Annotated in this window: 10 protein-coding genes; 3 read left to right on the top strand and 7 right to left on the bottom strand. The window is 57.6% G+C overall.

The annotated features are described in order from the left end of the window. Position 1 precedes the first annotated feature (1 nt). Both E9954_RS19600 and E9954_RS19595 read left to right on the top strand, forming a co-directional pair. Entirely contained in the window at positions 2 to 1,447 is a 1,446-nt protein-coding gene (locus tag E9954_RS19600) for a sulfatase-like hydrolase/transferase (RefSeq protein WP_168442422.1), read from the top strand. An 11-nt stretch (positions 1,448 to 1,458) separates the two neighbouring features. Further along, a complete protein-coding gene (locus E9954_RS19595; protein WP_136080970.1) occupies positions 1,459 to 1,923 on the top strand; it encodes a protein-disulfide reductase DsbD domain-containing protein in 465 nt (154 codons plus the stop codon). Between the two features lie 246 nt (positions 1,924 to 2,169). Here the strand turns inward: E9954_RS19595 and E9954_RS19590 are convergent, their stop codons facing one another. The 3 genes from E9954_RS19590 to E9954_RS19580 all read right to left on the bottom strand — a co-directional run bounded on the left by E9954_RS19590 (position 2,170) and on the right by E9954_RS19580 (position 6,087). Next, complete coding sequence (locus E9954_RS19590) at positions 2,170 to 3,258, bottom strand: formylglycine-generating enzyme family protein (protein WP_136080969.1); 1,089 nt, start codon at positions 3,256 to 3,258, stop codon at positions 2,170 to 2,172. A gap of 77 nt (positions 3,259 to 3,335) precedes the next feature. After that, entirely contained in the window at positions 3,336 to 4,085 is a 750-nt protein-coding gene (locus E9954_RS19585; protein ID WP_136080968.1) for a PEP-CTERM sorting domain-containing protein, read from the bottom strand. A gap of 73 nt (positions 4,086 to 4,158) precedes the next feature. Further along, on the bottom strand, positions 4,159 to 6,087 hold the full coding sequence (locus E9954_RS19580) for an Ig-like domain-containing protein (RefSeq protein WP_136080967.1): 1,929 nt from the start codon (positions 6,085 to 6,087) through the stop codon (positions 4,159 to 4,161). A 231-nt stretch (positions 6,088 to 6,318) separates the two neighbouring features. On the opposite strand from E9954_RS19580, the gene E9954_RS19575 reads away from it, so the two are divergent. Beyond that, positions 6,319 to 8,376: a serine/threonine protein kinase gene (locus E9954_RS19575; protein ID WP_136080966.1), complete on the top strand. Its 2,058-nt coding sequence runs from the start codon at positions 6,319 to 6,321 to the stop codon at positions 8,374 to 8,376. A gap of 24 nt (positions 8,377 to 8,400) precedes the next feature. Here the strand turns inward: E9954_RS19575 and E9954_RS19570 are convergent, their stop codons facing one another. From E9954_RS19570 to E9954_RS19555, 4 genes are all read right to left on the bottom strand, one after another. Beyond that, positions 8,401 to 9,000 (bottom strand): RNA polymerase sigma factor, encoded by a 600-nt coding sequence (locus tag E9954_RS19570; RefSeq protein WP_136080965.1) that lies wholly within the window; start codon positions 8,998 to 9,000, stop codon positions 8,401 to 8,403. Positions 9,001 to 9,211: 211 nt separating this feature from the next. Continuing rightward, positions 9,212 to 10,939 carry a TlpA disulfide reductase family protein gene (locus E9954_RS19565; RefSeq protein WP_168442421.1) on the bottom strand — a complete coding sequence of 576 codons (1,728 nt, stop codon included), beginning with the start codon at positions 10,937 to 10,939 and terminating at the stop codon, positions 9,212 to 9,214. Between the two features lie 2 nt (positions 10,940 to 10,941). After that, complete coding sequence (locus E9954_RS19560) at positions 10,942 to 11,172, bottom strand: hypothetical protein (RefSeq protein ID WP_136080963.1); 231 nt, start codon at positions 11,170 to 11,172, stop codon at positions 10,942 to 10,944. A 34-nt stretch (positions 11,173 to 11,206) separates the two neighbouring features. Beyond that, entirely contained in the window at positions 11,207 to 12,037 is an 831-nt protein-coding gene (locus E9954_RS19555) for a hypothetical protein (RefSeq protein WP_136080962.1), read from the bottom strand. Between the last annotated feature and the right edge of the window lie 213 nt (positions 12,038 to 12,250).

The raw sequence follows: 12,250 nt of genomic DNA, 5'->3' as shown, positions 1-12,250 counted from the left end.
AATGAAGCGAAGAGGATTTATCCAGACATTGGGAATCGCTGCCGCAGCCGGCAACGGCTACGCGGCAAAAAAGAAGAAGCCCAACGTGGTTTTCATTTTGATCGACGACATGGGCTGGAAAGACCTTGGCTGCTTCGGCGCCAAGCTCTACGAAACGCCGAACATCGACCGCCTCTGCGCGGAGGGCATTCGCTTCCCGCAGGCCTACACCTCCACCGCCATCTGTTCCCCGGCGCGCGCCACCGCCCTGACCGGCCTGCACCCGATGAAAATGCAGATGTGGAACCACATGCACTACCTCCCGCAAGGGCAGAAGATCCTGCCGCAATACCTGAAGGAGGCCGGCTACCAGAACTGGCACGTCGGCAAGTGGCACATCGGAAACGAAAAACTCAAATCCCTCCCGACGAATCTAGGGTTCGACGCCAACATCGGCGGATGGTCGGCGTGGGGCCCCGGTTCCTATTTCTGGCCATACCTGTGGAACGGGAAAGCGCACAACCGCAACAGCGTACCGATGCTCAACGAGGGTGGAAAGGAAGGCGAGCAGCTGACCGACCGCCTCACCGACGAAGCGCTCAAGCTGATCGACGGCCGCAATCCCGGACAGCCGTTCTACCTTAACTACTGGCTCTATTCCGTCCACAACAAGAAGGAAGCCAAGAAGGAGCTGATCCAAAAGTATGAACGGAAGATCAAGGCGATGGGTCTCGAACGAACCGTGCGCCACGATCCGAAGACCGGCAAGGATTTGGTCACCAGCGAAACCAACGCCAAATATGCCGCCATGCTCGAAACCGTCGATACCAACGTCGGGCGCATCCTCGAAAAGCTCAAGGCCATCGGCGAATACGACAACACCCTGTTCATCTTCTTTTCCGACAACGGCTCCACCACCGACGACGTGCCCTGCGCCCCGCTCAACGGCGGAAAGAACTCCACCTACGAAGCGGGCGTGCGCGTCCCGGCGTTCATGGCCTGGAACGGGCGCATCCAGCCCGGCGGCGAATACAACCGTTCGATCTACATCGGCGATGTCTTCAACACCGTTATGGAAGCCACCGGGCAGACGCCCCCCGAAACCGACAGCCGCTCCCTGCTGCCTGTCTTTGCCGGCAAGCAACTGCCGCCGCGCGAATATGTCTGGTATTTCCCCGACACCCGCGAAAAGTGGGGGCAACGCGCCAACGCCGCCATCTACGACGAAAAAAGCGGCATGAAATATCTCATGTTCTTCAACGGTGACGAGGATGAGCTTTACAACCTCAACCAGGATATCGGCGAAACCACCAACCTGATCGAACAGCAGCCCGAAACCGCACAGGCGCTGCAAAACCGACTGGTACAATTTCTCAAGCAGAACATGGCGGGCACACCCCCGCCCCCGGAAAAATACAAGGCCTCCGTTGAACAGCGCCTCGGCCTGAGTCTGCATAAAACAGATTAGGAAAGAGAAACATGAAAACCAAACGACAGATCCTTGCCTTGTTCGGTGCGCTCGCGTTGGCGCATTCGCCCCTTTCCGCACATAAGGCAGTAGATGAAAGCCTTGAACATTCCAAGCTCCCGATGGTGTCTGCACGGGTGGTCGGCAAGGAATTGCAGGTCATCTACAACATCCCCGAAGGGCACCACGCCACCGCCAGCGATTCCTTCAACTTCATGACGATCAAAGTTTCGGATATCCAAGGGTTGGAATTCGGCGAAACCGTCTATCCCGAAGGCAGGAAGGATGCCGACGGCAGCACCGAATATCACGGCATCGTTGTCCTGAAAAAGGGCATCACCGTACTGCCGGAATTCGACTACACCCCCCGCATGGTTTCCATCACGGCCGGCTACCAGCTCTGCACCGATGCCGGGGTCTGCATGCCGCCGAAAAAGAAAACCGTCGAGCTGACCATTGAACTGCCGAAACCCTAATCGCAAAGCAGGCTGAGGATGGTTTGTTTTCAAACGCAAGATGGCAAGAAGCGGGAATGGAAGGGCCTAGGTTTTTTCCAGGGCTGCGCCCGGAACAAAAGGCCTTCGGCAGCCGATGCCAAGCCGTAGCTCGCATATCCGATGCGAGTTCCCGCTGCCCAGGAAACGCGGATCGGATATCCGCGCTACGCCGGACAACATGTTCGCTAAGGAACAACATGTTGTTCCTGCCCTTCGGGGAAGGGCCTAGTCGGCGCCGACCACCGTGCGGAAGCCATACTGTTCGCTGGACGTCAGCCAGCCCGCGGTCACCGATGCATCGCCGCAACGAACCTTGTCCGGATTCGAGAAGTAGGATCCGCCCCGAATGATGGCGGTCGAAGTTTTGGTGAACGCCCCATCCGTATTGGTGAACTCCGCCACGTTTCCGGCCATGTTGTACAGGCCCCAGGCATTGGCCGGAAGATCCCCAACAGGCGCAGTGAAGGGCGAGACATCGCCGTTAAACCAATACGAACGGTGGTGTCCTGCATCGCCCGTCACAGTCAGGTCGTAGGGGTATAACGGATTGTTGTGCCATGCATAATAGTTGGCCTTGGCATGGGAGATGGTGTTGCCCCACGGGAAGCGCTTGCCGGACAATCCTGCGCGGGCGGCATATTCCCATTCGTCGTTCGTGGGCAGACGGTAGCCGTTGGCTCCGGAATCACATGCAACCGTGAAGGGGTCGATGTAGTTATACGTCCGGAAAACAGCCCCGCCGCCATCCGTATAGCAAGGCGTTAGTCCTTCCATCTCGCTACGGGCATTGCAGTAGAGAATGCTTTCGACATAGGTGATCTGCACCACCGGGTGCCCATTGGTCTTGGACGTGCCATCGGCCGTGGAAATCTTATATCCATGATCAGCCCCCCACTGCGCAACGACGTCCCACTTTTCCTTGGTGATCTCGGTTGAATCGATCCAGAACCGATCCACCGAAAGGGCATAGGCACCGAAGTCGGGATCCGTTCCGCTATTGGTTCCCGAAACAACCATCATCATACCGTCCGATGGCGCGGAAAGCAGATAATCGTCGACCCGGAAGAAATATTGCAAACCGGGAAGGTTGGTCTGGAACTGCCCGGCATCCACGATTTGGGCGGTCAGGTCGAGCCAGTCCCCCAACGCAAGGCTTGGCCGACCCTTCAGCGTGTAGCCCATGGTAGGCGATTCGTTCCAGGCCAAGGAAACCGAAACATGATCCCCGTCCTTTTCACAATCGATCGTGCACTCCACCGCCCAGGCGGCAAACGCCACGCCCAACAAACCAAACCATACACACCACTTCTTCATAGATTTCCCTTAGACATAACAAGGGACGCGGCAACGGACGCCGCATCCCGACTTTCCCTAAAAAAAACAGGCAACCCCTACATGCATAGCCGACGGCGGATGAACAGAACCGCACCACCGAACGCCGCAACCAAACCGAGCGTGGCCGGCTCCGGAATCACGGTGGCATCGACCGCAAACAGGAAGTCGTCGTTAGCAATTGAGCTCACATTGTTCCACTCGGTTCCACCGCCGGTATCCCAGTCGGCAATGTTATAGGAAGCATTGTTGCGCCCCTCGAACTGGTTACCGCCGGCGTAAACGCCCGTACTGTCGCGCCGGAAACCCCATTTGTGGTCGTTGTTGGCGCCCGAAGAGGAGTCAAACGTCATCAGGAAGCTGTATGAGGCGTCATCCGCCACCACGAGCCCGCTATCCAGCGTGAACTTGACCCACTCGTTGGCCGTAACATCGTTGGCGGCCGTTCCATCGCCCTGGGCAGATACGTCGAACGAGAAGGAGCCGAGGGCGGCACCACTGGTTCCGGAAAAAATCCGGATCTGCAGGTTGCCTGAATAGATATCCCAATCCTCAGCGCTTCCCGACTTCATATAGAGGTCGGTCAGTTTGTAATCATCGCCGGCTCCGAGCGCACCCAGCGAAAAGGACTGGCCAATCACAAACTGCTGGGTATCCGTGCGGATCACTTCACGCGAACGGGTTGTGCTGGTATCCCCGGAACCCACCGTGTAGCCGGTCGGTGCCGTTGATCCGACATTTGTCATAATCCCGGCCTGCGCTGCGAATGCGGCGACGGAAGCCAAGGCGATAAGCGTTCTCTTCTTCATTTGTTTCTCCTTTGTTTTCGATTTACCGGTGCCCCGGATTGCGGGGCACCGAATCAAATGATTTCACCAATCCCTAGTTGCTCAGTTCGACCTCGAGGTTGAGGAACTGCGCGGCCTGCGCGGCGGTTGAGACACGGTTGGTGACCGACTCGAATCCGTTCGCGGGCGCCGATACTCCGACAAAGGTTGTGGCGTTGGTGATGGGCTCGAATACGAGGTCGGCCGAGGACAGGACGCTGTAGGTCAGGCCGCGATCCAGATAGTCCTCACGACGGCTGTAGATATAGAGGAACGAACCGCTGTCCGCTGCGATTACTGGCAGGATGGCGGCCGCATCGTTGGTGGTCGGGTTTCCGCCGAGGGCGTATTCGAGCAGGTCGTCCATGCCATCGAGGTCGGTGTCCACCGTCATGTCGGTGTCGCCGCCGTTCAAGCCTGCCCAGCCCTGGTAAAGTTCCTCGGGCGAAAGAGCCGGTGGCTCACCGAGGAAAACGTAGAAGCACAGGTCGTCGTCGTTGTCTGCAACAATCCCGCTCCACGGGTCGGAGTCCCACTGGGGATAGGCATCGCCCGACTGCAGTACGACTTCATACTGGTTGCCGCCGCCATAGATGCCGGTATCGCTACGCCGGATCCCCCATTTGTTGCCCTCGCCTTTTTCAGACCAATGGACGAGGAAACTGTTTTCACCGGATGGCAGGGTTACACCGCCATCCTGAAGCGTGAACTTGACCCAGTCATTATTGGAAACTTCGTCTCCGGCGCCCTGGTCGTTGGCCGCCCCATTGAAAACGGAGGTGTGCTCCCACACAGCGGAAGCGCCAACCCCGGAAAAAACCTTGATTTCCACACTGCCCGCAAAAGCGCCGAAGTCCTCGCCGCTAGCCGACTTCAGGTAGATTTCGGTCACGTTTGTGGTTCCGGGAAGCGTGAAGGACTGTCCGACGACAAAGGTCTGGGAGTCGGAACGGATAAATTCCCGCGAGCGGGTGGTTGCGTCGTCCCCACCAATGAGTCCCGCCGGAACGTTGGTTTCAACATTGGACATGATGCCGGAACCGGCCAGTACCATGATGGTTACCGTGGCCAGCTCGCTGGTGGTTGTTCCATCGTGGGCATAGTAGGTAAACGAGTCCACACCGGCAAAGCCGTTCGTTGCCGTGTAGGTGAGATCGGGGGATGTGCCGCTCAGTGTGCCGTCGGTCGGTGAATCCTGAACGGTGAAGGTCAGCAGGTCGCCGTTGACGTCGGAACCCGTCAGCGTGATGGCCACCGCGTCGGTCTGGATCGTCGTCTTGCCGATGTCGTCCGCGACCGGGGGTATGTTTTCGGAGATCAGCTCGTTGACGGAAAACCAGAGGTCTCCACCGGGCGCAGTAATGCTGGATCCGATCGGAGCATAGTCATCCCACGGATCCGTGTCCCAGTTGTCGTTGTCATACGCATTGGCGCCCCGCAGCTCCTCGCCATCGGCATAGCCGGCCGAGTTTTTATTGCGCCTAAAGAAATACGTATGGTTTGAGTTTTCGCCCGTGAAGCATAACAGGAAGCTGTAGACGCTGTTGGAGGTCATGGCAATCCCGGAGCCGAGGCCAAACTCGATCCATGTGCTTCCCACGCCATCGCCCAGGATGGTCGGATCATATGTAAATGTTCCAATTGCATTGGTGCTCCGGGTGGCATGATCCCCTTCGAACACCTGGAGGGCGATCGAGTCGGCATCATAACCGGTAAAATTTTCGGAGGAGGTTAAGAACAGCGAAATACTGCCCGCCGTCGCGGTTTTTGCGGCGGTAAAACTCTCCCCGCTGGTTGAATGAACCGTACTGCTTTTCCACTCGACCCCGCGAGTGCCGAGGCTTCCCAACTCCGAAGTGTTCTGCGCAATGGCAAATGCCGCCGGAGGCGTGGAAGCGCCGCCATCTGAAAGGTCCGCGCCATGGGCGGATGCCAGCGTCAGCGCGCCGATTGCCGCGTATGCGGTGTATTTCCCTGTTTTCATCTCGACTCCTTTGTTTTTGTTGTTGCTCGCAGATTGACCACCTAAATATACCATTTTATCTCCAAGGCATGGCAACCCCATCGCCTTATAACTATAAACGCCGCTTTCAGTGGTATTTTAAAAAAAATTCATTATTCCGGGCTCAGGGAATCCACCGCCCCATTTAAATAAATATATTTAATCGTTTTATTTCGTTGTTAAACGGCTTTTTTGCTATGGAATGGGCTGAACATGAAAGACAGCCCGGACAACGGAAAAAAGCGCCCCGAGCGGAGAAAAAAACTCTTGAGGCAATTCTATGGAGCCGACCCGGACAAGCCGTCCGCCGAGGAACTGGAATGGACGACCCCCATCCTGCATTCGCTGAAAAGCACCGATGCGCGCTACCGGAAACTCGACCCGATCGCCTCGGGCGGCGAAAAAAGCATCGTGCGGACCTTCGACGAGCGGTTGAAGCGCTGTGTCGCCATGGCCCACCCCATCAAGACCGAAACACCGGACGACCTGGAGCAGTTCCTGCGCGAAGCGCAATTGACCGCCAACCTGACGCACCCCAACATCGTGCCGATATACAACATGGGCATCGATGAGGCGGGTACGCCCTTCTTCACCATGGAGCTGGTGCCGGGCGACAGCCTGAAGGACATCATTGACAAACTGGCGGAAGGCGACAAAACCTATGAAAAGCGCTACCCGCTGGGCACCCTTTTGGGCATCTACAACAAGGTTTGCGATGCCGTGGCCTATGCCCATTCCTGCAACGTGCTGCACCTGGACATCAAGCCCGACAACATCCGCGTCGGGCAATTCGGCGAGGTGTTCCTCTGCGACTGGGGGCTGGCGCATGTGGGGCTGGACAGGCCCCCAACGGCGGCACCACAGGAACTGAACGGCCTGGACGGGGAAATCCTGAACGACATGACCCTTTCGGGCATCATGAAAGGAACGCCCGGCTTCATGGCGCCCGAACAGGTTTCCGGCGGGGAGAAAACAACGCAAACCGACATCTACGCCCTTGGCGCCATCCTCTACACCCTCCTAACGCACAAACTCCCGGTGGAGGGCGCCCATACCAACGAGGTGCTGGAAAACACCCGCGCGGGCCGGATCGTCCCCCCGGCGAAACGGCACCCCGCCCGGCCTCCGAACCGGAGCCTCTGCGCCGTGGCCACGAAAGCCCTGGCCACCGAGCCCGCCGGCCGCTACGCCACCGTCCAGGAGCTGCAGGCCGACATCAACCGCTTCCTGGCCGGGTTCCCCACCCGGGTGGAGCGCGCCGGCCTCCACACCCGCCTGATGCTGCTCACCCAGCGCCACAAGGAACTTTCGCTTTGGCTCATCGCCCTGCTATCGGTTTTTGCGTTGGCCATGGGCATCAACCTCTCCGTCATCCGCCACGAAAAAGAGATCGGCGAACAGAACTTCGCCTTATACAAGGAGGAGCAGGAAAAGTCGCTGAAGGTCGGGGAGGAACTCGCAACCCTCTCCTACCACGCACAAGGGGTCCGCAGCTATGTCACCGCAAGAAACATGATTCCCGTGGCGGAGCGACTCCTGGAAAACAAGAACCTCGACCCGGCCAACCGGACAGCCATCCTGCTCGAAAAAGCCCGCATGCACTTCATGCTTCAGCAATTCAATGCCGCAAGGGATGCCTTGGAGCAAGCACCCAAGCTGGACACCAGGAATGCCGCCATGCTGGAGCTTTGCAGGCAATATGCGGAATTCAAAACCAACGATCATGACCTGCTGCCGGATGGGGATCTGGCCGAGCTCATGACCCACACCGAAGCGATCAACCGCGACTTTTGCCTGTTCCTCTACTACCACTACACCCGGCGCATCCCGGAGATCAACCCCAGCGAACATACCAAGCTGGTTGCCGTAATGCTTTTCTGGCTGAACGAACTCTCGTTGGAGAACATCCCGGAACTCAAGCTCACCAAACGCCCCGAAGGCTGGCACCTCGACCTTTCCCACAGCCCCTACAGCGCCTACCTCGTCACCATTCCCCTGATTTACCGGCAGAACGTCCTAGCCCCCCTCAACCTCCACGCCCTCGACATCAGCCACACCCCCCTCTCCCTCGCGCGTGAACTCAGGAAGATTGATATTCGGGAATTGCGTATGGTCGGCGTCGCGCTCGAACCGCAGGATAAGCTACCCTGGACCCTAGGCAACCTCGGCCTCGAACGGCTCATCGTCGGGCGCGGGGAATACCCCCAAGCCCTGCTGAACAGAATCCGCTCCAAGGGGATTGAAGTCATCGAGGAAGAGGGCGAAGAATGAAGAATATCGAACAAGGAATGTCGTTCATTCCAGCTCGTCGCGCAGGTGGGCAATCTCCTGCACCAAGCGCCGCTTGAACCGGTTTTTCTGGTAATACACCGCGTTCAACGAAAGCCTGGTTTTTTCAGCGATGTCCTTCACACTCATCCCTTCGAGGCTTAGCATGAACACCTCGATGGTTTGCGGGATGAAGAGGGGTTCGATGTTTTCCAGGGCCAGGTTCGTCAAATGGATTTCCCATTCCCGCTGGGCGATCCGCCCAATCTCCGGCTCATCGACCGATCTCAGGTAATTGAGCGATTCCTCATCGGCCGCTTTTTCAACGCGCGCGGCATCGCGGGCGGATTTGCGGAAATAGTCCCGCGTGCAGTTGATCGTCACCGAACTGAGCCAGCTGCGGAAGCGGTGGGTGGCCGTCAGCTCCATGCCGGCAATGTTCTTCCACACCTTGAGGCATACCTGCTGGACGAGGTCGTCGACATCGTCCGCGGAGACGTTCATGTTGCGGATAATGGCATAGATGTACGGGCGGTAGATGCGCACGAATTCGTCCCACGACCGCTCATCGTGGTTTGCCTGTATCCGCTGGATCAGCGTCTGCCGGGTATTGTATTCATTATGCATCGCTATCGGGCACCTCGTTTTTTTTTGCACGCTGCACTCTTAGCACGAACAGCGTTTCATTCCATGAAACGCAGCGTGCCTTTCCTCCTGCTTGCAGACTATCCGCCCAAGGCGACCCAACACAAGACCGCATGGCGGGTTCCAAGGGATTAGGAAATCAATGTCCCTTTATTCCGATGTTCCGGAAAAAGATCGTTGCCGGTGGCATCCACTAAAACGTATGTACGTAGGAAAGGTTGCCGTAGACCCAGTCCCTGTCCTTGTACAATTCACTGAAGCGGATGGGATCCGACGCCGGTTCCAGATAGTGGCTGTAATAAGGCCCCACGGAGACCTTCAATGCATTATGGGCACCCTGCCAGCGCAAGGCCACCGCCCCCTGATAGGTGCGCACGGCGGGCGGCGCGGCGCTTTCGGGCACTGTGTCGAGAATCTCGCCGGTATCCTCGTAATAGCGCGCCCCCACGCTCACAAACCAGGTATCGTTCCAATCCTTCTCCAAAACGGCACCCGCCGACCACGCGTCAAAACCGGGGTCTTCGTGCACATACGAGAATTCCGTCCGGCATACCAAATGATCGAGCAAGGCATAGTTGAACGAGCCCTTGAAAAGGGTGCGTACTTCGCGGTCGGTCGTCTTCTGCACCTGGACATCCAGCAGCGAGCGCAGCCGCCGGGTGAGGATGTTTTCCAGCGAAAGCCCCACTCCGCGGGTGTAGTAGTTCTTCTCCTCCACCTCAAGCCCATCCAATAGATCGCCCTCCAGATAGGACGGGATGCCGCCGCTGGCTGAATAGTTGGCCAGCACGGTCAGGAACCCGCAGGTGGGCAGGTATTCCCAGCGCAGATCCGCCGAGACGTTGGCGTTCCACGGTTCCGGTTCCAGGTAGTTGACCGTCCGGTTTGTGAACGGAAGAAACTCATCGACAAAGTCAACTTGCGACTGGTCGAGCTGATGGTAAAACTCATCAACCCAAAGCGCCCGATAGTCCGTGAAGCCGGATGAGCCGCCTCCGCCGATGGTCAATGCCAACGGTTCGGCAACGTTGAAGCGCGCCGTCCCCTGCACTCCCAGCCGTTGATCGCGGCGCTCACTGGCCTCGACAGCCAGCGGGGAAACTTCCTGGGCAGGGAATCCCGGGAACTCCACGTCGGTGTATCCGCCCAGGACATTAAGCTTAAACCACCCGCCACCCTGTTGCAGCTTGTATTCGAGCAACGCATCGACCAGGGAAACATCATCGGAAACCAAGGCCGAGCCCGCTACGGATAGCGTGTGCCCAACCTTCTCACTGTGCACATCCTCCACCGGGGCAAGCGGACTTCCGCCCACGGCATCGATGGCCGCATGCATGGGCTCCAGCCCTTTGAACCCCGTGCTTTGGTAGACGATGCCGGGTTCCGCCGAAGCCAAGTCCAACACGACCAGCAACGGCAGCCCAACACCTTCGTATTGCTCGAACACCTTCCCGCCGGAATCGTTCAGCACCCATTCAAGCCCCGTCTCCTCCACAAAACGGGCGGTCGCCTCCGGGGCGGAATCATCGGCATTAATGGCCAAGACCCGCACCGGTATCCCGCTGGGGTTTCCGCCCTGCCCGGCATAGTAGGCGGCGATGCCCTCCTCGATCTGCGGCGAGGCCTTGCGGCACGGCTCGCACCAATGCGCAAAAAAATCGAGCACCACGATTTCCCCGGCGAAGTCGCCCAGTGCAACGGGATCGCCACCCTCAAACGGGGTAAGGCTGAAATCCAGGCCGTCCATTTTCCCACCCAAGCTGGCCGGCTTTTCCGCTTGGGACGAAGCTCCTTGCGCAGGAGCGGATTCCATGGCCTGAAGAACATCGTCCAAATCCACGGAGCCACCGCTGTCGGCGAAGGCGGAAATCCACAGCACCGAAACGAGGAAAACGGTCGGCAAACGGAAACAGCGGATCATTCCTACTTGCACGATGTACACCCACTTGATGTTGATGCCCCTAGCGTGGCCGATCCCGGTTCGATCTGGCTCTGCAGTGAATTGCCGTAGTTGAAAACCTGCGAGTCGGAAAACGTCATGTTCGGTTTTGCCGCCAACCGTTGCTGATGAACCGGCACCTTTGCGCAACCGCCCAACAACAGGCACCCGACAACCGGCCAGTGCCGTCTCCACGCGTGTGTTTTTAGTTTCATGGTTATCCCATCCTGAATTCAATTATGTGCACGACTACTCCGCTTTCAGGCGGATAAAGCCCTGGCCGTCCGAAGGCAGCGAAGCGCTCCATTTTTCACGCCCGCCTTCGTCTGCCAGTTGCTGCACCGAAAGGCCGCCCGTCGACCAAGTCCCGTTGGTAAGCGACGATGTCCAGACCGGATCGAGCTGCACGCCGACCGTATCCTTGGACTTGTAATACTGGATCGCGAACACCCCGTTGGAAACGGTGCAAGGCATAAGGTCGGCCGTCGCGCAATAGTGGGTCGGGACAAGGCCGCACGCATATTTCAACAGGTTCGGAATGCTGTCCCCCGCAGGGCAATTCGTCTCCCCCTGCTCACCGGCAGGTAGACCGAAATCACCGATCCACTCCGAAAAATCCGGTGTGGTTGGAATCCAGGGGGTGATTAAGTTCTCAAAAATCCCCCCCGGATATAGCGTTCCGCCCGCAACATCCAAGGCAATCAGGTTGTCGGTATCGCTCGCATCAATCACCCATGAATGCGGCAGTGCCGAACTTGCCGGCGGTCTCATCTGCGAATAGAAAGGAGCAGTCCAGGTATTTGGATAGCTCCACTCGTCGTGGTACCATAGCACGTAGTGCTCTTCGAGAATCGGCTTCACGGTGGCGGTCTCGGCATAATAGACCCTCGTATTGTAGCAATTGTAGCAGCTGGCATTCCCGATGATCAGGAAGAGGCGCTTTTTCCCCGAAGACTGGAGTTCCGCCAAGGCGGCGGCCTTGGTCGTGTTCCAATGGAGGGTGCTTGCAAACGATGCCATGGGCGCGATGCCCAGCATGGCAATCGACAAGATGATGCATTTTACACTTTGTTTCAACATGGTGGTTCTCCTGCTTGGGGTCAGCCGGGTTGCATCCCAGCCCTTTAAATATACTGTTTTATTTATGCGCTCGAATTTTCCATTTTGTCAACCCCATTTTCTCTCATTTTTATAGCCGTTACAGAGAACTATCTACTAAAATATTATGTTTTATTTTATTTCCTTGAAAATTCACCCCCAATCCCCTTTGAATAGCGAAGCAATTGCCGGTGG

This window comes from Pontiella desulfatans (assembly GCF_900890425.1).
Classification (GTDB): Bacteria; Verrucomicrobiota; Kiritimatiellia; order Kiritimatiellales; family Pontiellaceae; genus Pontiella; species Pontiella desulfatans.
Note: the sequence above shows the minus strand (reverse complement) of the source record. Positions and strands in the feature narration are given on the sequence as shown.

Coding starts and splice junctions, on each gene's coding strand:
- E9954_RS19600 (WP_168442422.1), top strand. CDS start 2: ATGAAGCGAAGAGGATTTATCCAGACATTGGGAATCGCTGCCGCAGCC.
- E9954_RS19595 (WP_136080970.1), top strand. CDS start 1,459: ATGAAAACCAAACGACAGATCCTTGCCTTGTTCGGTGCGCTCGCGTTG.
- E9954_RS19590 (WP_136080969.1), bottom strand. CDS start 3,258: ATGAAGAAGTGGTGTGTATGGTTTGGTTTGTTGGGCGTGGCGTTTGCC.
- E9954_RS19585 (WP_136080968.1), bottom strand. CDS start 4,085: ATGAAGAAGAGAACGCTTATCGCCTTGGCTTCCGTCGCCGCATTCGCA.
- E9954_RS19580 (WP_136080967.1), bottom strand. CDS start 6,087: ATGAAAACAGGGAAATACACCGCATACGCGGCAATCGGCGCGCTGACG.
- E9954_RS19575 (WP_136080966.1), top strand. CDS start 6,319: ATGAAAGACAGCCCGGACAACGGAAAAAAGCGCCCCGAGCGGAGAAAA.
- E9954_RS19570 (WP_136080965.1), bottom strand. CDS start 9,000: ATGCATAATGAATACAATACCCGGCAGACGCTGATCCAGCGGATACAG.
- E9954_RS19565 (WP_168442421.1), bottom strand. CDS start 10,939: ATGATCCGCTGTTTCCGTTTGCCGACCGTTTTCCTCGTTTCGGTGCTG.
- E9954_RS19560 (WP_136080963.1), bottom strand. CDS start 11,172: ATGAAACTAAAAACACACGCGTGGAGACGGCACTGGCCGGTTGTCGGG.
- E9954_RS19555 (WP_136080962.1), bottom strand. CDS start 12,037: ATGTTGAAACAAAGTGTAAAATGCATCATCTTGTCGATTGCCATGCTG.